A 23486-nucleotide genomic window follows, 5' to 3' on the forward strand; every position below is an offset into this window, starting at 1 on the left:
ACGCCTGAATCCCCGATCCGAGAGAAGCGCAAGCCACCCATGCCCACGCGCCACGACATCCGTAACGTAGCCATCGTCGCCCACGTCGACCACGGCAAGACCACGCTGGTCGACGCCATGCTCAGGCAGGCCGGCGCCTTCGCCGCGCACGCCGCCGAGAACCTCGACGAACGCATGATGGACTCGAACGACCTGGAGCGTGAGAAGGGCATCACGATCCTGGCCAAGAACACGGCCGTGAAGTACCACCCCAAGGATGGCGGCGACGTCATCACGATCAACATCATCGACACCCCCGGCCACGCCGACTTCGGCGGCGAGGTCGAGCGCGGCCTGTCGATGGTGGACGCGGTCGTGCTGCTGGTCGACGCCTCCGAGGGCCCGCTGCCGCAGACCCGGTTCGTGCTGCGCAAGGCGCTCACCGCGAAGCTGCCGGTCATCCTCTGCATCAACAAGACGGACCGGCCGGACTCCCGGATCTCCGAGGTCATCGACGAGACGTACGACCTCTTCCTCGACCTGGACGCCGACGAGGACCAGATCGAGTTCCCGATCGTCTACGCCTGCGCCCGTGACGGTGTCGCCTCGCTGACCAAGCCGGAGGACGGCACGGTCCCGCAGGACAGCACCAGCCTGGAGCCGTTCTTCAACACGATCCTCTCCACGGTCCCGGCCCCCGAGTACGACGAGGACGCCCCGCTCCAGGCGCACGTCACCAACCTCGACGCCGACAACTTCCTCGGCCGCATCGCGCTCTGCCGCGTCGAGCAGGGCGAGCTGCGCAAGGGCCAGACGGTCACCTGGATCAAGCGCGACGGTACGCAGTCCAACGTCCGGATCACCGAGCTGCTGATGACCGAGGCGCTCACCCGCAAGCCCGCCGAGAAGGCCGGTCCCGGCGACATCTGCGCCATCGCCGGTATCCCGGACATCATGATCGGCGAGACCCTGGCCGACACCGAGAACCCGATCGCGCTCCCGCTGATCACGGTCGACGAGCCGGCCATCTCGATGACCATCGGCGCGAACACCTCGCCGCTCGTCGGCAAGGGCGGCAAGGGCCACAAGGTCACCGCGCGCCAGATCAAGGACCGCCTCGACCGCGAGCTGATCGGTAACGTCTCGCTGCGCGTCCTGGAGACCGAGCGCCCCGACGCCTGGGAGGTCCAGGGCCGCGGTGAGCTCGCGCTCGCCATCCTGGTCGAGCAGATGCGCCGCGAGGGCTTCGAGCTGACCGTGGGCAAGCCGGAGGTCGTCACCAAGCAGATCGACGGCAAGACGCACGAGCCGATCGAGCGCATGACGATCGACTCGCCGGAGGAGCACCTCGGCGCCATCACGCAGCTGATGGCGACCCGCAAGGGCCGCATGGAGACGATGACGAACCACGGCTCGGGCTGGGTCCGCATGGAGTGGATCGTCCCGTCCCGCGGCCTCATCGGCTTCCGTACGGAGTTCCTGACCCAGACCCGCGGCACGGGCATCGCGCACTCCATCTTCGAGGGCCACGAGCCCTGGTTCGGCGAGCTGCGCACCCGTCACAACGGCTCGCTGGTCGCGGACCGCTCGGGCACGGTGACGCCGTTCGCGATGGTCAACCTCCAGGAGCGCGGTGTCATCTTCACCGAGGCCGGCACCGAGGTGTACGAGGGCATGATCATCGGCGAGAACTCCCGCGCCGACGACATGGACGTGAACATCACCAAGGAGAAGAAGCTCACCAACATGCGTGCGGCCTCCGCCGACACCACGGAGAACGTGGTGCCGGCCCGCAAGCTGTCGCTGGAGCAGTCCCTGGAGTTCTGCCGCGACGACGAGTGCATCGAGGTGACCCCGGAGACCGTGCGTATCCGCAAGGTCGTCCTCGACCAGAAGGAGCGCGGCCGCGCCGCGTCCCGCGCCAAGCACAGCTGACCCGGCCCGGCGCCGGCTGCCTGATCCGTACCCGACCGGAAGGGGAAACGACCCTTCCGGTCAGGGGGATCTCGTGTGCATCGGTCGTCCGTCTGTACGTCCTGCGGTCTTTCCCTAGGCTGAGTCCGCTATCAGGAGCGGCATATTCGCACAGCGGATATGTCCCTGATGTCGGTGTGCCGAGCGGCGCAGCGGACGGTTGATCGAGGGGCGGAAAGCATGAGTGCAGTGACACGCGGTGGAGCGGCTTCGCGGGGACGGCTCAGGGCGAGGATCGCCACCGTGGTGGGCGCGGCGGCTCTGACGGTGGGCCTTGCCGCGGGCACCTCGTCGGCGGAGGTCATAGTCCAGTGGTACGGCTACACGTCGGCGGGCGCCAAGGCGTGCAACACCGCCGCCAACGTGGCGGGCCCGGAGTACTACTGCAAGGCCCTCAATCTCGGAGGGTCCGTCGGCTGGGTCTGGGCGCTGGCCCGCCCCTGAGCCGGCCGGGCCGTTTCCGGTGCGAGCCGGCCGGCCCCATGTCCTGATTCCGGGCCGCTCTGCGGCGGGCGGTCCCTGGAGGCCGGCAATCGGCAGTCATCGACGCTTTGTTCGGTGGCTGCCGATTGCCGTGTCGCCGCCGTGGGGCCCCTTCGGCGTGCGCCGGGGCCCCGGCGGCAATGAGGGATGCTCATCCGGTGGTCCGGGTGCGGAAGTCAAACGTTTTGTGAGGGCGATCCGTCCGGCTATCGGATATCGCTCTCCGAAACGTGTGTTAACAGTCCGTTTCGGGGGTGTCTGTCTGTGCTCGGTTTGTCCGGATTTCGAACAGCGCAAGTGACGGATGTTGTCAAACCGAGACCCTTTAAGTGTGGTTTACGGCCCAGACGTACTTAATAGTTGGCTCCGTTGAGCTCGGGTCAATGGGTCACGCACCGTGGGGAGTGCGCCGACTCACGAGCACACTAAGGGCACTGAAACGATCACCGTCAGGGGTGTCGGTGTATCGACCCAGTGCCCTTCTTGTAGTCAAAAGTGGACTCATGAGGAGGAAACCCATGCGTGGTGCCAAGAGCGCCAAGTGGGTCGCGGGAGCGGCCATCATCGCCCTGGCTGCGACTGCCTGTGGCGGCGGCGACGACGACGCAGACAAGGGCAAGGGCGGCGCCAAGGGTGCTGTCAACCCCGACGGCATCTTCTCCGTCGAGGTCGGTGAGCCGCAGAACCCGCTGCAGCCGGCCAACACGATGGAGTCGAACGGCAGCATCGTCACCGACGCGATCTTCTCGCAGCTGGTCGACTACGACCCGGCCGGCAAGCTTGAGATGATCAACGCGGAGTCTGTCGAGACCAAGGACAGCAAGCTCTGGACGGTCAAGCTCAAGAAGGACTGGAAGTTCCACGACGGCACCCCCGTCACGGCCGAGTCCTACATCAAGGCCTGGAACTGGGCCGCCAACATCAAGAACGACCAGACCAACGCGTCCTGGTTCGGCGACATCAAGGGCTACGCGGACGTCCACCCGGACGACGCGAAGGCCAAGCCGAAGTCGGACAGCATGTCCGGTCTGAAGAAGGTGGACGACTACACGTTCACCATCGAGCTCAGCGCCCCGCTCCCGTACTTCTCGTACAAGCTCGGCTACACGGTCTTCTCCCCGCTGCCCGAGTCCTTCTACGCGGACCCGAAGGCCGCCGGCGAGAAGCCGGTCGGCAACGGCGCGTACAAGTTCGTCAGCTGGGACCACAAGAAGCAGATCAAGGTCGTCCGCAACGACGACTACAAGGGTGCCGACAAGGCGAAGAACGGTGGTGTGATCTTCAAGAACTACACCACCCTCGAAACCGCCTACGAGGACCTGAAGTCCGGCAACGTCGACGTGCTGCGCCAGATCGGCCCGAAGGACCTCCCGGTCTACCGGTCCGACCTCGGTGACCGCGCCGTCGACAAGGCGTACTCCGCGATCCAGACCATCGGCGTCGCGATGTACACCAAGCAGTGGAAGGACACCGACCCGAAGGTCCTCCAGGGCCTGTCGATGGCCATCGACCGCGACACCATCACCAAGACGGTGCTCCAGGGCACCCGTGAGCCGGCCACCGGCTGGGTCGCGCAGGGCGTTCTCGGTTACCAGAAGGACGTCGCGGGCGACGTCACCAAGTACGACCCGGCCAAGGCCAAGGCCCTCATCAAGGAGGGCGGCGGTGTTCCGGGCAACAAGATCTACATCCAGTTCAACGCCGACGGCGGCCACAAGGAATGGGTCGAGGCTGTCTGCAACAGCATCACCCAGGCGACCGGTGTCGCGTGCGCCGGCGACTCGAAGGCCGACTTCCAGGCCGACCTGAACGCCCGTGACGCCAAGCAGGTCAAGTCGTTCTACCGCAGTGGCTGGGTGCTCGACTACCCGGTGAACGCGAACTTCATCAGCGACCTGTTCCGCACGAACGCGGCCGGTAACAACGGCTTCTTCTCCAACAAGGAACTCGACGCCAAGATCAAGGCCGCGGACTCCGCCGCGAGCCTCGACGAGTCCGTCGCGGCGTACCAGGCGATCGAGAAGGAGCTGGTGAACTACATGCCCTCCATCCCGCTCTGGTACTACAAGGTCAACGCCGGTTACTCGGAGAAGGTCCAGAACGTCGACTACGCGCAGGACGGCGACCCGATCCTGACCCAGATCGAAGTCAAGAAGTAACCACACCGACGTAGTCCGCGCGCACGCGCGGGACCGGCAGGAAAAACCGGTCCGCGCCTGCCCGCACGCAGTGGCCGGGGGGCCCTTCCACGCGACCGACCACCCCACAGGGGAAGTCGGGGCGGGGGAGGGCCCGTCGGCTGCCGCCGCCTATTACATGGAGGCATGATGGGGCGCTATGTCGCACGACGACTGCTCCAGATGATCCCGGTCTTCCTCGGGACAACGCTGCTGATCTTCCTGATGGTCTACACGCTGCCCGGCGACCCCGTGCGCGGGCTCTTCGGGGACAAGGGTGCCGACCCGGCCACTCTGGCGAGACTTCGCCATGAGAAGGGTCTCGACCTTCCGATCCTGCAGCAGTACTGGAATTACATGACAGGCATCGTCCTGCACTTTGATTTCGGTGACCAGATAGCCAGTGGGCGTCCCGTCACGGACGTTCTCGGCGACGCGTTCCCCGTCACCCTCCGGCTGGCAGGCCTGGCCTTCGTTATCGAGATCGTCATCGGCATCGGGCTCGGGACCGTCGCCGGCCTGCGTGCCGGCAGGCTCGTCGACAACGCGATCCTGATCTTCACTCTGCTGATTATCTCGATCCCAGTCTTCGTCCTCGGCTTCATCGTCAAGGCGGTGTTCGCCTTCCAACTCGGCTGGATCTCACCGAACGTCTCGGGAGAAGCCAAATGGAGCGAACTGCTGGCGCCTGCAATCGTGCTGGGCTCGCTCTCACTTGCCTACGTGGCGAGACTTACGCGTACGACGATGGCCGAAAATCTGCGCTCGGACTATATGCGGACCGCTGTCGCCAAGGGCCTTCCCAAGCGCCGCATCGTAGGTATCCACCTGATGCGTAATTCGCTGATCCCCGTCATTACGTTCCTCGGCACCGACCTGGGAGCCCTCATGGGCGGCGCGATCATCACTGAGGGCCTGTTCAATGTCAAGGGCGTCGGCGGCACGATCTACGAATCCATCGTCAAGCGCGAGGGCACGACGCTCGTCGGCCTCGTTACCATCCTCGTGCTCGTCTATCTCTGCATGAGCCTCATCGTCGACCTGCTGTACGCGGTCCTGGACCCGAGGATCCGTTATGCCTGACGTGACCAAGACCGCTTCCGCGCCCGAGGATGCCAAGGCGCCCATCGCGGATCCGGCAGCAACCGTGAAGACCGAGAAGGCCCGCAGCCTGTGGGGTGACGCCTGGCAGGACCTGCGCTCCAACTGGTACTTCATCGTGTCATCGGTACTCATCCTCATCCTTTTGGTGATGGCGGTGTTCCCGGGCCTGTTCACCAGTGCCTCGCCCACCTCTGCAGACCTGGTGCACCACTATCTGGGCAAGCCGGAACTGAGCAAGATCGGCTCTGAAGGCTGGCTCGGCTATGACGGTCAGGGCCACAGCGTCTACGCGCGCGTCGTGTACGGCACCCGGGCCTCGATTACTGTGGGCATCTGCGTCACCATCCTGGTGACCTTGTTCGGCGGACTTATCGGCATGCTCGCCGGCTACTTCGGCGGCTGGGTCGACGCGCTGCTCTCCGGCTTCTTCACCAACGTCTTCCTCGGAATTCCCTTCCTGCTCGGTGCCATGGTCGTGCTTCAGGCCTTTACCGATCACTCGATCTGGGTGGTCATCTTCGCCCTGGCATTCCTTGGGTGGACCCAGATCGCGCGCGTCATGCGAGGCGCCGTGATCGTGATCAAGCAGTCGGACTACGTGCAGGCCGCCAGGGCGTTGGGCGCGGGGACCAATCGGATTCTCTTCCGGCACATCCTTCCCAACGCCATGGCACCGGTGATCGTCGTCGCCACCATCTCGCTGGGTGTCTACATCTCGGCCGAGGCGACGTTGTCTTACCTGGGCCTGGGCCTCGGGGATCCAACGATCTCCTGGGGCATGGACATCTCCGCCGGTGCCAGCTCGATCCGCGTCGCACAGCACATCTTGCTGTACCCGTCGATCATGCTGAGCATCACCGTTCTGGCGTTCATCATGCTCGGCGAAGCCGTCCGCAACGCCCTCGATCCGAAGTCGCGATAGGAGGGCGAACGTGGCCACCATCAACAAGACCGCCGAAGTCCCGTCCGCACGCCGGGGTGACGACCACGTCGGTCCCCTGCTCGAAGTCCGTGACCTGCACGTGGAGTTCCACACCCGCGACGGTGTGGCCAAGGCGGTCAACGGCGTCAACTACAGCGTGGACGCCGGTGAGACCCTCGCCGTCCTCGGTGAGTCCGGCTCCGGCAAGTCCGTGACGGCGCAGGCCATCATGGGCATCCTCGACATGCCGCCCGGCAAGATCCCGCAGGGCGAGATCCTCTTCCGCGGCCAGGACATGCTCAAGATGTCCTACGAGGAGCGCCGGCAGATCCGCGGCCAGAAGATCGCCATGATCTTCCAGGACGCGCTGTCCTCGCTGAATCCGGTCCTCACCGTCGGCTACCAGCTCGGCGAGATGTTCCGGGTCCACCAGGGCCTGTCCAAGAAGGACGCCCGCGCCAAGGCCATCGAGCTGATGGACCAGGTGAAGATCCCGGCCGCCGCGGCCCGGGTCTCGGACTACCCGCACCAGTTCTCCGGCGGTATGCGCCAGCGCATCATGATCGCCATGGCGCTGGCCCTGGAGCCGGACCTGATCATCGCGGACGAGCCGACCACCGCGCTCGACGTGACCGTCCAGGCCCAGGTCATGGACCTGCTCGCGGAGCTCCAGCGCGAGTACAACATGGGCCTGATCCTGATCACGCACGACCTCGGGGTCGTCGCGGACGTCGCCGACAAGATCGCGGTGATGTACGCGGGCCGGATCGTCGAGACCGCCCCGGTGCACGAGATCTACAAGCGCCCCGCGCACCCGTACACCAAGGGTCTGCTGGCCTCGATCCCGCGCCTGGACCAGAAGGGCCAGGAACTCTTCGCGATCAAGGGCCTGCCGCCCAACCTGCTGCAGGTGCCGACGGGCTGCGCCTTCAACCCGCGCTGCACCATGGCTCAGGACATCTGCCGTTCGGACATGCCGGCCCTCCACCCGGTGACCGAGCAGGACGGCACCGAGCTGGCCGGCCGCCGCAGCGCCTGTCACTTCTGGAAGGAGACGATCCATGGCTGACATCGAGAAGAAGCCGGTGGACGCCACCCCCAACGTCTCCGACGTCGAGACCGTCGACGCGGCCACCGAGGCGGACGCCGTAGCCGCCATCGACGCGCCCGTGTCGCAGGGGGAGCCGATCCTCCAGGTGCGCAACCTGGTCAAGCACTTCCCGCTGACCCAGGGCATCCTGTTCAAGAAGCAGGTCGGCGCGGTCAAGGCCGTGGACGGCATCTCGTTCGACCTGTACGCGGGCGAGACGCTGGGCATCGTGGGCGAGTCCGGCTGTGGCAAGTCCACCGTCGCCAAGCTCCTGATGACGCTGGAGCGGGCCACCGCCGGCGAGGTCTTCTACAAGGGCCAGGACATCACCAAGCTGTCCGGCCGCGCGCTGAAGGCCGTGCGCCGCAACATCCAGATGGTCTTCCAGGACCCGTACACCTCGCTCAACCCCCGTATGACGGTGGGCGACATCATCGGCGAGACGTACGAGATCCACCCCGAGGTGGCCCCCAAGGGCGACCGGCGGCGCAGGGTCCAGGACCTGCTGGACGTGGTGGGCCTGAACCCGGAGTACATCAACCGCTACCCGCACCAGTTCTCCGGCGGCCAGCGCCAGCGCATCGGCATCGCCCGCGGCCTCGCGCTCAACCCGGAGATCATCATCTGCGACGAGCCGGTCTCCGCGCTCGACGTGTCGGTGCAGGCGCAGGTCATCAACCTGATGGAGAAGCTCCAGGACGAGTTCAACCTCTCCTACCTCTTCATCGCGCACGACCTGTCCATCGTCCGGCACATCTCGGACCGGGTCGGCGTCATGTACCTCGGCAAGATGGCCGAGATCGGTACGGACACCGCGATCTACGACCACCCGACGCACCCCTACACCCAGGCGCTGCTGTCGGCGGTCCCGGTGCCCGACCCGGAGGCCCGCGAGGGCCGCGAGCGGATCATCCTCACCGGTGACGTCCCCTCCCCGGCCAGCCCCCCGTCGGGCTGCCGCTTCCGCACCCGCTGCTGGAAGGCCCAGGACAAGTGCGCCACCGACGTGCCGCTGCTGGCCGTCCCCGAGCGCTTCAAGGCCTCGAAGACGCCGGCCGCCCACGAGTCGGCGTGCCACTTCGCGGCGGAGAAGGACGTGGTGCACGCGGCCTCGTGAGCCGCGCGCGAGCGAAGGCGCCCCGGAACCGATCGGTTCCGGGGCGCCTCTTCTTTCCCACCAATCCCGTGCCGGTTTGTGTTGAGGTCCTTGAAGTCCGCTCAATTATTCCTACACCAACCGGCCCGGTAGAACCATTGGAGACTAGGGTCGGCGAACGAAGGGCGAACGTTAATTGGCGCCTCGGCAAGAGGATCATGCCTCGGTGGGTCGAGCCGGAGTGTGGTTCGCGAGTATCGAGGAATAGGGAGTGTTGAAAATGAAGGCTCGTTCTGCAATCGGCTTCATGTCGTCCATCGCGATCTGCCTCGGGGTGAATTTTGCCATTGCCCCGCAGGCTTCTGCGGTCACATTCGAAACTGACTACGCGGTCAAGACGTCGGCCAACCCGAACTACACGAGCAGTGGCTGGTGGTACCAGGGAGCCGCGGGTGTTGGTGGAAATGAGATGTCGGCATTCCAGTCCTACGGCGATGTGTGGTGGCTTCTGGATGGCCTTGCGGATGGCAAGTCGGTAGCGGTGAAGTGGTGGAATATGCGCAACGGGAAGCTGATTCGCCAAGGTGTCTGCATAAACAACCATGGTTCGCCGTCCTGGGCCAAGTGCAATAAGGACTTCGCGGAGGACAGTACCCTGGAGGCCGAAACGTGCCTTTATGAGTCGAGCACCAAGGCCTATTCCAAGTGCAACGGGCAGGGCTTTCCGTTTAGGGTCAGCGACGCCAGTAACGCGTGACTCGTCTGGTCTAAGGGTTGTCCCGCCAGGAATTGCGGGACAGCCCTTAGCCGGCTGGAGGTTCCAGCAGTTCTTGCAGCATGTACAGATCGCCCGGGTGAGGTTTCCTCATCCGGGCCTTCTGCCTGGGCGTGTTCGTAGAGAGTCTGCGACGGCGGCTGAGAGGCCGCAGAGAACTGTTGCGCCGACTTGATCTTCTCCGGTCCCTGTTCGCGAGGAAGTAGTGAAATCGACGGGGGCATGGAGGCCATGCCTGGTTGCCCGGCCAGCAGTCGGAAGGCTGTCGCCATGCTTGAGCAGACTGAGTTTGTCCCCGACTACTGGTAGGGCCTTCTTGCTAGCCAGGGCGTCGTAGCGGTCCGTCCTTCAGGTGCATGTCTGACACATCCGGACGCAGTACGAGTGCATAAGTACGGATGGAGGGTGATATTTGACCTCACCTGAGACGGAGCACTACGAGGAGGCACTCCATGCGCGGAGCCACACACGTCAAGTGGGCCGCATGTGCGGCGGCCGTCGCCCTGGCGGCGACGGCCTGCGGCGGGGGCGACAGCGGCGGCGGTGGTGGAGGTGGCGCCGACGGGATCGTGAGCTCGTCCTGGGGTGACCCGCAGAACCCGCTGGAGCCGGCCAACACCAACGAGGTGCAGGGCGGCAAGGTGCTCGACATGATCTTCCGGGGTCTGAAGAAGTACGACCCGAAGACCGGCGAGGCCACGAACATGCTCGCCGAGAAGATCGAGACCAAGGACAACCAGAACTTCACCATCACCGTGAAGGACGGCTGGACCTTCAGCAACGGCGAGAAGATCACCGCCAAGTCCTTCGTGGACGCCTGGAACTACGGCGCCCTGCTGAAGAACAACCAGAAGAACGCCTACTTCTTCGGCTACATCGACGGCTACGACAAGGTCCACCCCGAGACCGGCAAGGCCAGTGCCACCAAGCTCTCCGGCCTCAAGCAGGTGGACGACAAGACCTTCACCGTCAAGCTGACGCAGAAGTTCTCGCTGTGGCCCGACACCCTCGGCTACCCGGCCTTCGCCCCGCTCCCGAAGGCCTTCTACACCGACCACGCCGCCTGGGTCTCCAGGCCGATCGGCAACGGCCCGTACACCATCGACAAGTACACCAAGGGCTCCTCGATGAGCCTGCGCAAGTGGGACGACTACCCCGGGGACGACAAGGCGGAGAACGGCGGCATCGACCTCAAGGTCTACACCGACAACAACACCGCCTACACCGACCTGACGGCAGGCAACCTCGATCTCGTGGACGACGTGCCCGCCTCCCAGCTCAAGAACGTCAAGGCGGACCTCGGCGACCGCTACATCAACACCCCGGCCGGCATCATCCAGACCCTGGCGTTCCCCTTCTACGACAAGAAGTGGGACACCCCCGGCGGCATCAAGGTCCGCCAGGGCCTGTCGATGGCGATCAACCGCGACCAGATCACCAGCCAGATCTTCCAGAAGACCCGCACCCCCGCCTCCGACTGGACCTCCCCGGTCCTCGGCGAGGAGGGCGGCTTCAAGAAGGGCCTCTGCGGCAAGGAGTGCACGTACAACGCCGCCGAGGCCAAGAAGATGATCGAGGACGGCGGCGGCATCCCCGGCGGCCAGCTCAAGATCTCGTACAACGCGGACACCGGCTCCCACAAGGAGTGGGTCGACGCCGTCTGCAACAGCATCAACAAGGTCATGGGCAACAACCGGGCCTGCGTCGGCGCCCCCGTCGGCACCTTCGCCGACTTCCGCAGCCAGGTCTCCCAGCAGAAGCTGACCGGCGCCTGGCGCGCGGGCTGGCAGATGGACTACCCGCTCATCCAGAACTTCCTCCAGCCGGTGTACTACACCAACGCCTCGTCCAACGACGGCAAGTGGAACAACAAGCAGTTCGACGACCTCGTCAACAAGGCCAACGCCGAATCCGACAAGGCCAAGGCCGTCTCGACCTTCCAGGACGCCGAGAAGGTCATGGTCCAGCAGATGCCGGTCATCCCGCTCTGGTACCAGAACGGCAGCGCCGGCTACTCGGAGAACGTCACCAACGTCTCGCTGAACCAGTTCAGCGTCCCGGTGTACGAGCAGATCAAGGTCAAGTAGCGGGCCCCGGCCGGGTGACCTGTGCGGCGACGCACCGGCCGCCCGGCCTCTCCGTCCCCCCGCGACCCCTCAGCCTCCGTCCCCGCGACCTCCGGAGCCCTTCATGGGACGTTATGTGATCCGGCGGCTGCTGCAGATGATCCCGGTCTTCTTCGGCACCACGCTGTTGATCTTCCTCATGGTGAACGTGATGGGTGACCCCATCGCGGGTCTCTGCGGCGACCGCCAGTGCGACCCGGCGACCGCCGCCCAACTCCGCTCGGAATTCGGCCTCGACAAGCCGGTCTGGCAGCAATACCTCACCTACATGGGCAACGTCTTCACCGGAGACTTCGGCACCGCGTTCAACGGGCAGAAGGTCACCGAGCTGATGGGCACCGCCTTCCCCATCACCATCCGCCTCACCCTCGTCGCGATCGTCTTCGAGATCGTCATCGGCATCACCCTCGGCGTCGTCACCGGGCTGCGCCGCGGCCGCCCCGTCGACACCACCGTGCTGATCCTGACGCTGATCGTCATCTCGATCCCGACCTTCGTCACCGGTCTGCTCCTCCAGCTGCTGCTCGGCGTCCAGTGGGGCGTCATCAAACCGTCCGTCTCCACCGACGCCCCGCTCGACGAGCTGATCATCCCGGGCCTCGTGGTCGCCTCCGTCTCCCTGGCGTACGTCACCCGGCTCACCCGGACCTCGATCGCCGAGAACACCCGCGCCGACTACGTCCGTACCGCCACCGCCAAGGGGCTGCCCAGACGCCGCGTGATCATCCGGCACCTGCTGCGCAACTCGCTGATCCCCGTCGTCACCTTCATCGGTACGGACGTGGGCGCCCTGATGGGCGGGGCGATCGTCACCGAGCGGATCTTCAACATCCACGGCGTCGGCTACCAGCTCTACCAGGGCATCCTGCGCCAGAACTCGCAGACCGTCGTCGGCTTCGTCACCGTCCTGGTCCTCGTCTTCCTGGCCGCCAACCTGATCGTGGACCTGCTCTACGCCGTACTCGACCCGAGGATCCGCTATGCCTGAGCAGACACCGGACGAGGCGATCTCGGCGGCCGGAGCCGGCGGACCGACGGACCTCGCGCTCGCGGAGGGCGACAGCCTGGAGAAGGCCCCCGGCCCGGACGGAACGGGACCCGACTCCAAGCCGCAGAGCCTGTGGTCCGACGCCTGGCGCGACCTGCGCCGCAACCCCGTCTTCATCATCTCCGCCCTGATCATCCTGTTCCTGGTCGTCATCTCCATCTGGCCGCAGCTCATCGCCTCCGGCGACCCGCTCGACTGCGACCTCGGCAAGGCCCAGGAGAGCTCCCAGCCCGGCCACCCCTTCGGCTACGACGGCCAGGGCTGCGACGTCTACACCCGGGTCGTCTACGGCGCCCGCAACTCCGTGACCGTCGGCATCTGCTCGACCCTCGGCGTCTCCCTCATCGGCAGCGTCCTCGGCGGCCTCGCGGGCTTCTTCGGCGGCTGGTGGGACGCGATCCTCTCCCGCCTCACCGACGTCTTCTTCGGCATCCCCGTCGTCCTCGGCGGCCTGGTCTTCCTCTCCGTGGTGACCAGCTCCACCGTCTGGCCGGTGATCGGCTTCATCGTGCTCCTCGGCTGGCCGCAGATCGCCCGCATCGCCCGCGGCTCCGTCATCACCGCCAAGCACAACGACTACGTCCAGGCCGCACGGGCCCTGGGAGCGTCCAACGGGCGCATGATGCTGCGCCACATCGCGCCGAACGCCGTCGCCCCGGTCATCGTCGTCGCGACCATCGCGCTCGGCACGTACATCTCCCTGGAAGCCACCCTGTCGTTCCTCGGCGTCGGCCTGAAGCCGCCCGCCGTCTCCTGGGGCATCGACATCTCCGCCGCTTCCCAGTACATCCGCAACGCCCCGCACATGCTCCTGTGGCCCGCGGGAGCCCTGGCCGTCACGGTGCTCGCCTTCATCATGCTCGGCGACGCGGTGCGCGACGCCCTCGACCCCAAGCTGCGCTGAGGAGTCCGCTGCCATGTTGCTCGAAGTGCGCGATCTGCACGTGGAGTTCCACACCCGGGACGGGATCGTCAGGGCCGTCAACGGGGTCAACTACTCGGTGGCCGAGGGCGAGACGCTCGCCGTGCTCGGCGAATCGGGCTCCGGCAAGTCGGTCACCGCGCAGGCGGTCATGGGCATCCTCGACATGCCCCCGGGGAAGATCAGCGGCGGCGAGATCCTCTTCAAGGACCGCGACCTGCTGAAGATGAAGAGGGAGGAGCGCCGGAAGATCCGCGGCCAGGAGATGGCCATGATCTTCCAGGACGCGCTGTCCTCCCTCAACCCGGTCCTGACCGTGGGCGAGCAGCTCGGCGAGATGTACGTCGTGCACCGCGGGATGTCCCGCAAGGAGGCGAAGGCCAAGGCGGTCGAGCTGATGGACCGGGTACGCATCCCGGCGGCCAAGGAGCGGGTCGGCAACTATCCGCACCAGTTCTCCGGCGGCATGCGCCAGCGCATCATGATCGCCATGGCGCTGGCCCTGGAACCCTCCCTGATCATCGCCGACGAGCCCACCACCGCCCTCGACGTCACCGTCCAGGCCCAGGTCATGGACCTCCTCGCGGAACTCCAGCGCGAACTGAACATGGGCCTGATCCTCATCACCCACGACCTCGGGGTCGTCGCGGACGTCGCCGACAAGATCGCGGTGATGTACGCGGGCCGGATCGTCGAGACCTCGCCCGTGCACGACATCTACAAGGCACCCGCGCACCCGTACACCAAGGGCCTGCTGGCCTCGATCCCGCGCCTGGACCAGAAGGGCCAGGAGCTGTACGCGATCAAGGGCCTGCCCCCGAACCTGCTGCACATCCCGCCCGGCTGCGCCTTCAACCCGCGCTGCCCGATGGCCCAGGACGTCTGCCGCACCGACGTGCCGCCGCTGTACGACGTGGCCGAGCACCGACAGAGCGCCTGCCACTTCTGGAAGGAGACGCTCGATGCACGCTGACCACTCGGGGCGCAGGGTCGCGCGCCAGGAGGGCGAGGTGGCGCGCAACCTCCTGGCCAAATCGCGGCAGCAGAGCGCGTACGCGGGCCGTGAACCGATCCTTGAGGTGCGCGACCTCGTCAAGCACTACCCGCTGACCCAGGGCATCGTGATCAAGAAGCAGGTCGGTGCCGTCAAGGCGGTCGACGGGGTCTCCTTCGACCTCGGGGCCGGCGAGACGCTCGGCGTGGTGGGGGAGTCCGGCTGCGGCAAGTCGACGGTCGCCCGGCTGCTGGTGCACCTGGAGCAGCCGACGGCCGGCTCCATCCGGTACAAGGGCGAGGACGTCACCAAGCTGTCCGGCCGCGCGCTGAAGGCCGTGCGCCGCAACATCCAGATGGTCTTCCAGGACCCGTACACCTCGCTCAACCCGCGGATGACGGTGGGCGACATCATCGGGGAGCCGTACGAGATCCACCCCGAGGTGGCCCCGAAGGGCGACCGGCGGCGCAAGGTGCAGGACCTGCTGGACGTGGTGGGCCTGAACCCGGAGTACATCAACCGCTACCCGCACCAGTTCTCCGGCGGCCAGCGCCAGCGCATCGGCATCGCCCGCGGCCTCGCGCTCAACCCGGAGATCATCGTGGCGGACGAACCGGTCTCCGCCCTCGACGTCTCCGTCCAGGCGCAGGTCGTCAACCTGCTGGACCGGCTCCAGGCGGAGTTCAACCTGAGCTACGTCTTCATCGCCCACGACCTGTCCATCGTGCGGCACATCTCCGACCGGGTCGGCGTCATGTACCTCGGCCGCTTCATCGAGATCGGCACGGACGCGGAGATCTACGACCACCCCACGCACCCCTACACACAGGCCCTGCTCTCCGCCGTGCCGGTGCCGGACCCCGCGGCGCGCGAATACCGGGAGCGGATCATCCTGCACGGCGACGTGCCGTCCCCGGCCAACCCGCCGTCCGGCTGCCGCTTCCGCACCCGCTGCTGGAAGGCGCAGGAGCGGTGCGAACTGGAGGTGCCGCTGCTCGCCGTCCCGGCCGCCTTCCGGGACGCGGACAGCCCGGCCCGGCACGACTCGGCCTGCCACTTCGCGGAGGAGAAGCGGGTGGTGCCGCCGGAGGGCACGCTGGAGCCGGTGCAGGAGACCGCGCGGGGCGACGACGGGCGGGGCCAGGACGCCCCGGCAGCGCCCGGGGCCCCGGTCTCCGGGGCTCCGGCCCCGGAGGCGCCCGGCGGGCCCGAGGACGGCCCGCCGCCGGCCTCCGGAAGCAGCCGGGTGAGCTGACCGGGCGTTAACACGCGGGCAACCCGCCCGATATACGGACCCGGCACCATGGACGTCGTACGGCCGTGCGGGTGCCGTGGGCCGGCCGGTGGGTGTCACGCCCCCGGCCGGTCGCCGTACCGGCCGCCGGGGCAGGCCCTCTTGTCGGCGGACCCGGCGCACGGAAGTATCGCGAGGGTGATACTTACCCGCGGAGCAAGAGTCACCGGTGCCGTCCTCTCCGGCGTGCTCGCGGTGATCGTCGCGAGCTGGCTGGTACGGGACGCCAGGGCGGCGGAATTCGGCCAGCTGTGGCGCTACTGGGTGGGGTTCTACGATGCCCGCCCGCACGCCGTGCCCGCGACCTCGGCCATGGACGTCGTCCTGTTCGTGCTGTACGTGGCCGTCGCCGTGGCGGCGCTGCGCACCGCGGTCGCCGCCCCCGCGCTCGTCGTCGCCGGGGTGGTCACGATCGGCGTCCGGCTTCCCGGGCTCTGGACCATCGACAACGGCCGGATGGAGATCTCGTACTCCGACGACCTGCGCTCGCGGGCGCTGATCTCCGCGTTCGTGGCCCTCGCGGCGGGCGCCGCGATGATCATCACGGCCGGGGCGGGCCGCAGGCCCCCGGCCGGCTCGTACGAGCAGCCGCCGGCCAGGCCGGGGCCGGGTGCGGCGGTGGTGGCGTTCCTGGTGCTGTGCGCGGCCGGGGCGGTGCAGATCGCCTGGGAGATCCGCCAGGTCGTGCGGACTCCGGACATCTTCCCCGACTGGTACGTCGGCAGTGACCTGATGGGGCACCAGCTGACCGGACCGCCACCGGGCTGGGCCAACGCCGTGCCGGCCCTGCTGTGCGTGTACGCGGGGATCGGCGCCGTGGCACGGGCCCGGCACGCCCGTCCGTTCGGCCTGGTGGCCGGTGCGCTGCTGCTGCCCGGCGGGGTGATGGGGGTGGTCCTGATCGCGCACTACGACATGCTCGACGACTTCGGTTCGCTGCCGGTCGAGACGCAGCTCACGCTGGCCAGCTGGATCTTCGAGGCGTTCGCCGCCGTGGTCGTGCTGATCACCCTCGCCCCGCGGGGCCTGGCCGATGTGCCGGGCGGGCAGGGGCCGGGCGATGACCCCTGGTACGGCGGGACGGGGTGGGGTCCGGAGCCCCGGCCCGGACCGGCGGAGCCCCCGTACCCCGGGCAGCCGCCGGCCCCCGGCTACGGCTACCCGCAGGGCGGCGGCGGCTTCGGCCCGCCCCCGCCGCCCTCGCAGCCGCCGCCCGGCTGGTAGCGGCTCAGAGCCCCAACGACCGCTTCAGGAAGTCCACCTGGAGCAGCAGCAGGTTCTCGGCGACCTTCTCCTGCGGGGTCATGTGCGTCACCCCGCTCAGCGGCAGCACCTCGTGCGGCCGGCCGGCGGCGAGCAGTGCCGAGGACAGCCGCAGGGTGTGGGCGACGACCACGTTGTCGTCCGCCAGGCCGTGGACGATCATCATCGGCCGGACCTGCTCGGCGGCGTGCGACAGCCCCTCGTCGCCGAGCAGCGAGTTGTCCGTGTACACCTCCGGCTGCTTCGCCGGGTCGCCGAGGTAGCGCTCGGTGTAGTGCGTGTCGTAGAGCCTCAGGTCCGTCACCGGGGCGCCGACGACCGCCGCGTGGAAGACGTCGGGGCGCCGCAGCACCGCCATGCCGGCCAGGAAGCCGCCGTAGGACCAGCCCCGGATGCCCACCCGGCCCAGGTCCAGCGGGAAGCGCCCGGCGAGCCCCTGGAGGGCCTCCACCTGGTCGTCCAGGGTGAGTGCCAGGTTGTCCTTGACCGCCTTCTCCCAGGCCGGTGAGCGGCCCGGGGTGCCCCGCCCGTCCGCGACGACCACGGCGAAGCCCTGGTCCGCGAACCACTGCGAGGTCAGGTGCGGATTGTGGGCGGCGAGGACCCGCCGGCCGTGCGGCCCGCCGTACGGGTCCATCAGAACCGGAAGCGGACCATCCGATTCCGAGTACCCGGTGGGGAGCAGCACGGCGCACGGAATCCGCCGTGCGCCCCCTTCGGTGAGAACCGGCCGGGCGGCGAGGACCGGGCGCTCCGCGTGGCTCGCGACCGTCGCGATCTCCTCGCCGTCGCGCAGCACCCGCGCCACCGTCCCCGGCCGCTCCGGCGACGCCGAGACCAGCACCGTCACCCGGCCGGAGCGGACCGCGGTGTGCACGCCCACGCCCTCGGAGACCCGCTCGACACCCAGCTCGTTGACCCGGTACACATGGCTCTCGCCGGTCTCCGGCGCGGCCGCCTCCTCGCCCGCCGACGCCGCCACCAGGACGTCCGATTCCCCGATGTCCAGCACCGACTGGATGTGCAGCTGCGCCCCGGTCAGCGGCCGGTCGCCCACCGCCAGGACCCGGGCCCCGCCCTCGTCCGCGATCCGCACCAGCCGCCCGTCCGGCGCCCACGCGGGCACCCCGGGGAACAGCTCGAGCCACACCGGGTCCTCGTCCGCGTGCACCGTCCGGGTCGCCCCGGTCTCCGGGTCCACCGCGAGGCACAGCTGGCTCTGCTGGTCCCGGGCCTGCACGAGCAGCAGCGGCGCCCCGTGCGACGACCAGTGCACCCGTGCCAGGTACGGGAACCGGGCCCGGTCCCAGACCACTTCGGTGCGCTTGCCGTCCAGGCCCATCACATGGAGCCCCACCACCGCGTTGGGCGTACCGGCCGCCGGGTAGGCGACCTCGGCGGGCCGGCGGTCGGGGTGCGCGGGGTCGGCGATCCACCACCGCCGCACCGGGCTGTCGTCGACCCGGGCGACGAGCAGCCGGTCCGACTCCGGCGACCACCAGAAGCCCCGTGAGCGCCCCATCTCCTCGGCCGCGACGAATTCCGCCAGCCCGTACGTGACATGGGCGTCATCCGGCTCCGCGAGCGCCCTGTCCTCCTCGCCGGAGGCACCCACGACGCGCAGCGCCCCCTTGGACACATACGCGACGTGTCGCCCGTCCGGGGAGGGGCGCGGGTCGATCACCGGACCCGGCACGGGCAGCGCGCGCGCCGTACCGGAGACCAGATCGGCGACGTACACCTTCCCCGAGAGGGCGAACGCGGCCAACTCGGCCGCCCCGTCCACCGCGTAGCCCACGATCCCCGACGACCCCTCGCGGCTGCGCTCCCGGCGGGCGCGCTCCTGGGCCGACAGGCGCTCCGTCGAACCGCCCAGCAGCGCCGCGGGATCGGCCACCAGCCGCTCGCGCGGGGCCGCGCCCCCGGCCAGGTCCAGCACCCAGAGCCGGTTCGAGCGGTCCGTGCCGGAACCCGAGCGGAGATAGACCACGCGTCCACCGTCGGGTGAAACCGTGAACGCGCGAGGTGCCCCGAGGGTGAATCTCATCGTCCGGGCGAACTGGAGCGGGAAGCTGATCTCTGGCGAAGTCATGCGCCGAACCTATCGGCCGCTCCCGTCCGTGCGCCCCTCGTGCTGCTGTGCCCCGATCAATGCGTTGCCACGGATAGTTATGATCCGTAGCGCTCGGTGGGTATGAACCTGCTGGCTCCATGCGTGCTGCCCGTCCCGACCGTACAGATGGAGGTGAACCGCCGTGGCGCTCTCGATTTCGGCGGTGGTGCTGCTGGCGATCATCGTCTTCCTGCTGATCCGGAAATCCGGACTGAAGGGGGGACATGCGGTCGTCTGCGCGCTGCTCGGTTTCTATCTCGCCAGTTCGTCCATCGCGCCCACCATCTCCGAGCTGACCACGAATGTGGCCGGCATGATCGGGGGCATCAAGTTCTGACGCCACCGCCCCGCCCCCGGCCGCCTTCGGCCGGCGGAGCCGCCGGCTCGTAGGGTGGTCCCCATGACGGACCTTCCCGCCCGGCGGCTGCTCCTGGTGCACGCGCACCCGGACGACGAGTCGATCAACAACGGCGCCACCATGGCCAGGTACGCGGCCGAAGGCGCCCTGGTCACGCTGGTGACCTGCACACTCGGCGAGGAGGGCGAGGTCATCCCGCCCGCGCTCGCCCATCTCGCGGCGGACCGGGACGACACCCTCGGCCCCCACCGCCGCGGCGAACTCGCGGCGGCGATGAGGGCGCTGGGCGTCACCGACCACCGCTTCCTCGGCGGCCCCGGCCGCTACCGGGACTCCGGGATGATGGGCACCGAGCAGAACCACCGCCCCGGCGCCTTCTGGTCGGCCGACCTGGACGAGGCCGCCGGACACCTCGTGGACGTGATCCGCGAGGTGCGCCCCCAGGTCCTGGTGACGTACGACCCGGACGGGGGCTACGGCCACCCCGACCACATCCAGGCCCACCGGGTCGCCACCCGCGCCGCACAACTGGCCGCCGACGCCGCCCACCGCCCCGGCTCCGCCCCGCACACCGTCGCCAAGGTCTACTGGAACCGGGTGCCCCGCTCGGTCGCCGAGAAGGCGTTCGCGGCCCTGCGGGCGGACGCCCCCGACGCGTTCGGGGGGATCGCCGCGATCGAGGACGTGCCGGGTGTGGTGAACGACGCCTTCGTCACCACCCTCGTCGACGGCGCCGGGTACGAGGGGGCGAAGGCCGCCGCGATGCGGGCGCACGCCACCCAGATCGCCGTCCAGGAGCCCTACTTCGCCCTCTCGAACGACCTGGGCCAGCCTCTTTTCACCGTCGAGTACTACGAGTTGGTCACGGGTGAACCGGGCCCGGCGGGCGCTCCGACGGCCGAGCTCGAACACGATCTCTTCGCGGGTGTGACGGGAGCCGGACGATGAGCGGCAGCAGCAGGGCGCGGGCCGGCCGGACGGAAGCGCCGAAGCGGGACATTCCGGCCACCGGTATGGCCGCTCCTCTCCACCTCGGCAGGATCGCCGCCCTGTTCGGTCTCCTGGTCGTCGGCATCCTCGTCGGCATCGCCGGGGCGCTGGTCCAACCCGCCTGGTTCCCCGGCGGACTGGTCCTCGCCCTGGCGGCGGCGGCCGGTCTCTTCTTCGGCGGGCGCACCCTGACCGGCACCCAGTCGGGCGCCATGGTGCCGGCCGCGGGCTGGCTGATTTCGGTCATTTTTCTGCTCGGCGGGCGGCCCGAAGGCGACTATGTCTTCGGTGACGCGCTGGGCCTCGCGCTCTTCATGCTGGGCGGAATGGCCATCGCTGTGATCTGTGCCACCTTGCCGCGCACGCCCCGGTAGCGGGCCGACTGCGGCCGACCTGCCAAGTAATGTGCCACGTCCGATCCCGTAATGCCCCCTGTCCGTCCGGGGGGTGCGCCGTCGTTTCCCCCGGTCGCGGGGTGTCTGTCGGCGGCGGCCAGTAAGGTGGTTCGCGCGCCCGAGCTGCGGCACGGGGGAAGTACGGGCGGCGGAGCCAATCGGGAGAACCTGCTTTGAGTCGTGAAACTGACAGTTCGTCCTCCGGGCCCCAGGGTCGCGGAGGAGCCGCGTACCCCTCGGGTACGCCGCCGTACGGATCCCGCCAGTATCCGTCGCCGCACCCGTCGCAGGACGCTCCGGAGGAGACCCCGGAATCCACTGATCCCGGACGGTCCGAAGAGCCGAAGACCGAGACGACCCTGACGACGCGTATCCGGATCAACATCCCCGGATCGCGTCCCATCCCGCCGGTTGTCATGCGTACGCCCATGAGCGACGCCGAGGGCGGCGGCGAGCGGACCGGCGAGACCCCGCGCCCGGGTGCCCCGGCGCAGGGCGGCGCCCGGCAGACGCCCCAGCCACCGGCGCCCCAGGCCCGCGAGGAGTCCGCCCCGGCGGCCGAACCCGCGCCCGAGAAGCCGGCCAGGGAGAAGAGCGGCAGCGACTGGTTCGCCCCGCGCAAGGCGCCGGCGGGCGCCAAGCCGTCCACGGACGGGCAGCCCGGCGGCACGGACGGCGCGGGCTTCCCCGCCACCGGCCCCGGCACCCCGGGCGGCCCGGACGCTTCCGGTGGACCCGGTGTTGCCGGCGGCCCCGGCGGCCCCGGTGCCGGTGGTCCCAGCGTCCCCGGTGGTCCCGGTGCCCCGACGGGTCCGGGCGGCCCCGGTGCTCCCACCGGTCCGGGTGGCCCCGGTGCTCGGCCGGGCGGCCAGCTGCCGGGCCGGGTGACCCCGCCCTCGGGCCCGCGCACCGACCTGCCGTACTTCTCGGACGGCCCGCAGCGCGACGTCCCGGCCGGCCCGGGTGCGCCCGGCGACGGCACGCGCCCCACGCCGAACCTCGGGGTCCGCACCCCCGGCCCGTCCGGTCCCACCACGGGCCCGGCAGCCGGCAGCTCGGCGCTCACCCCGAACCTCGACGGCCCCGGACCGTTCCCGCCGGGCCCCGGCGCGCAGGCGCCCGGCGTCCCCGGCGTCCCCGGAGCGGTGCCGCCGCGGATGTCCGACGACACGGCCGTGCTGACCCCGCAGTTCGCGCAGCCCCCCGGCGGCAACGTCTCGGGTGACACGCTGAACAGCGGCATCCCCGTCGTGCCCGGCGACCGGCACAACCCCTCGCCGTTCCCGGGCGGTGACGGTGCCGGGGCCCCGGCCGACCCGATGGGCACCGGACCCGCCGGGCAGGACGGCTTCGCCCCGAAGCCGCCGGCCCCCGCGGCCCGGACCGCCCCGAAGCAGCAGGCCCCCGCCAAGAAGGGCCGCTCCAAGCTGGTGCTGCTCGCCGTGGCGGCCGTCTGCCTGCTGGGTGTCGCGTACGGCGCCGGGCTGCTGATGAACCACTCGGACGTGCCCAAGGGCACCACCGTGCTCGGTGTCGACATCGGCGGCGGCACGAAGGAGCAGGGCGTCGAGAAGCTGGACGCCGCGCTCGCCAAGCGCGCCGCGGCCCCGCTCCAGCTGAGCGTCGACGGCAAGAAGACGCAGCTCGCGCCGGACAAGGCCGGGCTCGCCCTGGACAGCCAGGCGACCGTGCGCTCCGCCGCGGGCGCCGACTACAACCCCGTCTCCGTCATCGGTTCGCTCTTCGGCGGCGAGCGGACCGTCGAGCCGGTGTTCCCGGTGGACCAGGAGAAGCTCGCCGTCGCGCTCCAGGACCTGGCCGGTGTCTCGGGCACCGCGCAGGACGGGACGATCAAGTTCGAGCCCGGCAAGGCCGTCGCCGTACCCGGCAAGGCCGGCCAGGCGCTCGACGTGAACAAGTCGGTCGTCTCCGTCCGGGACGCCTACCGCGCCCAGGTCGAGACCGGCCGTACGAACACCGTCGAGCTGCCCGTCGTCACCAAGCAGCCCACCATCACCCAGGCCGAACTGGACCGGGCGATGAAGGAGTTCGCCGAGCCCGCGATGTCCGGCCTGGTCGTCATCAAGGCGGGCGGGAGGCAGATCCCGTTCGGCCCGGCCAAGTCGCTGCCGCAGATCCTGTCGATGAAGGCGGTCGACGGCAAGCTCGTCGACTTCTACGACAAGAAGGCCATCGAACGGCTCTGCGGCGGCGTCTTCGACGGCGTCATGATCACCAAGAGCGACGGCAAGAAGCACCAGCTCGGCGCGGACGACGTGGCCACCGCCATGAAGGGCGCGCTGCTCGGCAAGACCGAGGCCGAGCGGACCGTCACCATCGACCTCGACGGCAAGGGCTGACCCGCCCGCACCACCTGTCGCCG

Annotated in this window: 19 protein-coding genes; 18 read left to right on the forward strand and 1 reads right to left on the reverse strand. The window is 68.8% G+C overall.

Annotated features, from left to right (window positions below; all coding sequences use genetic code 11):
• Positions 1-39 precede the first annotated feature (39 nt).
• The 14 genes from typA (at position 40) to P8A18_RS22785 (ending at position 17208) form a co-directional block, all read left to right on the forward strand.
• Positions 40-1914 (forward strand): translational GTPase TypA, encoded by a 1875-nt coding sequence (gene typA, locus P8A18_RS22720; RefSeq protein ID WP_306057111.1) that lies wholly within the window; start codon positions 40-42, stop codon positions 1912-1914.
• Positions 1915-2133: 219 nt separating this feature from the next.
• Positions 2134-2397, forward strand: a complete 264-nt coding sequence (locus P8A18_RS22725; RefSeq protein ID WP_306057112.1) for a hypothetical protein — start codon at positions 2134-2136, stop codon at positions 2395-2397.
• Positions 2398-2954: 557 nt separating this feature from the next.
• Positions 2955-4595 carry a peptide ABC transporter substrate-binding protein gene (locus P8A18_RS22730; RefSeq protein WP_306057114.1) on the forward strand — a complete coding sequence of 547 codons (1641 nt, stop codon included), beginning with the start codon at positions 2955-2957 and terminating at the stop codon, positions 4593-4595.
• Between the two features lie 168 nt (positions 4596-4763).
• Complete coding sequence (locus P8A18_RS22735) at positions 4764-5696, forward strand: ABC transporter permease (protein WP_306061081.1); 933 nt, start codon at positions 4764-4766, stop codon at positions 5694-5696.
• The gene (locus P8A18_RS22740; protein WP_306057116.1) at positions 5689-6639 is read left to right on the forward strand and encodes an ABC transporter permease; all 951 of its coding nucleotides are present in this window, start codon (positions 5689-5691) and stop codon (positions 6637-6639) included. The genes P8A18_RS22735 and P8A18_RS22740 overlap by 8 nt, the downstream gene beginning before the upstream one ends.
• 10 nt (positions 6640-6649) lie before the next feature.
• Complete coding sequence (locus P8A18_RS22745) at positions 6650-7708, forward strand: ABC transporter ATP-binding protein (RefSeq protein WP_306057118.1); 1059 nt, start codon at positions 6650-6652, stop codon at positions 7706-7708.
• Positions 7701-8846, forward strand: a complete 1146-nt coding sequence (locus tag P8A18_RS22750) for an ABC transporter ATP-binding protein (protein ID WP_306057119.1) — start codon at positions 7701-7703, stop codon at positions 8844-8846. Before P8A18_RS22745 ends, P8A18_RS22750 begins: the two co-directional genes overlap by 8 nt.
• 250 nt (positions 8847-9096) lie before the next feature.
• Entirely contained in the window at positions 9097-9582 is a 486-nt protein-coding gene (locus P8A18_RS22755) for a hypothetical protein (protein ID WP_306057121.1), read from the forward strand.
• Between the two features lie 470 nt (positions 9583-10052).
• Positions 10053-11687 (forward strand): peptide ABC transporter substrate-binding protein, encoded by a 1635-nt coding sequence (locus P8A18_RS22760; RefSeq protein ID WP_306057123.1) that lies wholly within the window; start codon positions 10053-10055, stop codon positions 11685-11687.
• A 103-nt stretch (positions 11688-11790) separates the two neighbouring features.
• The gene (locus tag P8A18_RS22765; RefSeq protein WP_018550237.1) at positions 11791-12714 is read left to right on the forward strand and encodes an ABC transporter permease; all 924 of its coding nucleotides are present in this window, start codon (positions 11791-11793) and stop codon (positions 12712-12714) included.
• A complete protein-coding gene (locus tag P8A18_RS22770) occupies positions 12707-13678 on the forward strand; it encodes an ABC transporter permease (RefSeq protein WP_306057126.1) in 972 nt (323 codons plus the stop codon). The genes P8A18_RS22765 and P8A18_RS22770 overlap by 8 nt, the downstream gene beginning before the upstream one ends.
• Before the next feature lie 13 nt (positions 13679-13691).
• Positions 13692-14669 (forward strand): ABC transporter ATP-binding protein, encoded by a 978-nt coding sequence (locus P8A18_RS22775; protein WP_018550235.1) that lies wholly within the window; start codon positions 13692-13694, stop codon positions 14667-14669.
• Positions 14659-15945, forward strand: coding sequence for an ABC transporter ATP-binding protein (locus P8A18_RS22780; protein WP_306057129.1), 1287 nt, complete (start codon positions 14659-14661; stop codon positions 15943-15945). The genes P8A18_RS22775 and P8A18_RS22780 overlap by 11 nt, the downstream gene beginning before the upstream one ends.
• 177 nt (positions 15946-16122) lie before the next feature.
• Positions 16123-17208, forward strand: a complete 1086-nt coding sequence (locus tag P8A18_RS22785) for a hypothetical protein (protein WP_306057131.1) — start codon at positions 16123-16125, stop codon at positions 17206-17208.
• 4 nt (positions 17209-17212) lie between these two features.
• Here the strand turns inward: P8A18_RS22785 and P8A18_RS22790 are convergent, their stop codons facing one another.
• Positions 17213-19339 carry a S9 family peptidase gene (locus P8A18_RS22790; RefSeq protein ID WP_306057133.1) on the reverse strand — a complete coding sequence of 709 codons (2127 nt, stop codon included), beginning with the start codon at positions 19337-19339 and terminating at the stop codon, positions 17213-17215.
• A 163-nt stretch (positions 19340-19502) separates the two neighbouring features.
• Here P8A18_RS22790 and P8A18_RS22795 point away from each other — a divergent pair, with 163 nt between their 5' ends.
• The 4 genes from P8A18_RS22795 to P8A18_RS22810 all read left to right on the forward strand — a co-directional run bounded on the left by P8A18_RS22795 (position 19503) and on the right by P8A18_RS22810 (position 23463).
• The gene (locus P8A18_RS22795; protein ID WP_018100847.1) at positions 19503-19697 is read left to right on the forward strand and encodes a hypothetical protein; all 195 of its coding nucleotides are present in this window, start codon (positions 19503-19505) and stop codon (positions 19695-19697) included.
• A 63-nt stretch (positions 19698-19760) separates the two neighbouring features.
• Positions 19761-20666, forward strand: coding sequence for an N-acetyl-1-D-myo-inositol-2-amino-2-deoxy-alpha-D-glucopyranoside deacetylase (gene mshB / locus P8A18_RS22800; protein ID WP_306057137.1), 906 nt, complete (start codon positions 19761-19763; stop codon positions 20664-20666).
• Complete coding sequence (locus P8A18_RS22805) at positions 20663-21082, forward strand: DUF6113 family protein (RefSeq protein WP_306057139.1); 420 nt, start codon at positions 20663-20665, stop codon at positions 21080-21082. Before mshB ends, P8A18_RS22805 begins: the two co-directional genes overlap by 4 nt.
• Before the next feature lie 194 nt (positions 21083-21276).
• On the forward strand, positions 21277-23463 hold the full coding sequence (locus tag P8A18_RS22810) for a peptidoglycan binding domain-containing protein (RefSeq protein WP_445978198.1): 2187 nt from the start codon (positions 21277-21279) through the stop codon (positions 23461-23463).
• The last annotated feature ends 23 nt before the right edge of the window (positions 23464-23486 follow it).

It is taken from the genome of Streptomyces sp. Mut1, from assembly GCF_030719295.1.
GTDB lineage: Bacteria > Actinomycetota > Actinomycetes > Streptomycetales > Streptomycetaceae > Streptomyces > Streptomyces castrisilvae.

Excerpts from the sequence above, each read along its gene's own strand:
- typA (WP_306057111.1), top strand. The coding sequence starts at position 40 with ATGCCCACGCGCCACGACATCCGTAACGTAGCCATCGTCGCCCACGTC.
- P8A18_RS22725 (WP_306057112.1), top strand. The coding sequence starts at position 2,134 with ATGAGTGCAGTGACACGCGGTGGAGCGGCTTCGCGGGGACGGCTCAGG.
- P8A18_RS22730 (WP_306057114.1), top strand. The coding sequence starts at position 2,955 with ATGCGTGGTGCCAAGAGCGCCAAGTGGGTCGCGGGAGCGGCCATCATC.
- P8A18_RS22735 (WP_306061081.1), top strand. The coding sequence starts at position 4,764 with ATGGGGCGCTATGTCGCACGACGACTGCTCCAGATGATCCCGGTCTTC.
- P8A18_RS22740 (WP_306057116.1), top strand. The coding sequence starts at position 5,689 with ATGCCTGACGTGACCAAGACCGCTTCCGCGCCCGAGGATGCCAAGGCG.
- P8A18_RS22750 (WP_306057119.1), top strand. The coding sequence starts at position 7,701 with ATGGCTGACATCGAGAAGAAGCCGGTGGACGCCACCCCCAACGTCTCC.
- P8A18_RS22760 (WP_306057123.1), top strand. The coding sequence starts at position 10,053 with ATGCGCGGAGCCACACACGTCAAGTGGGCCGCATGTGCGGCGGCCGTC.
- P8A18_RS22765 (WP_018550237.1), top strand. The coding sequence starts at position 11,791 with ATGGGACGTTATGTGATCCGGCGGCTGCTGCAGATGATCCCGGTCTTC.
- P8A18_RS22770 (WP_306057126.1), top strand. The coding sequence starts at position 12,707 with ATGCCTGAGCAGACACCGGACGAGGCGATCTCGGCGGCCGGAGCCGGC.
- P8A18_RS22775 (WP_018550235.1), top strand. The coding sequence starts at position 13,692 with ATGTTGCTCGAAGTGCGCGATCTGCACGTGGAGTTCCACACCCGGGAC.
- P8A18_RS22780 (WP_306057129.1), top strand. The coding sequence starts at position 14,659 with ATGCACGCTGACCACTCGGGGCGCAGGGTCGCGCGCCAGGAGGGCGAG.
- P8A18_RS22790 (WP_306057133.1), bottom strand. The coding sequence starts at position 19,339 with ATGACTTCGCCAGAGATCAGCTTCCCGCTCCAGTTCGCCCGGACGATG.
- mshB (WP_306057137.1), top strand. The coding sequence starts at position 19,761 with ATGACGGACCTTCCCGCCCGGCGGCTGCTCCTGGTGCACGCGCACCCG.
- P8A18_RS22805 (WP_306057139.1), top strand. The coding sequence starts at position 20,663 with ATGAGCGGCAGCAGCAGGGCGCGGGCCGGCCGGACGGAAGCGCCGAAG.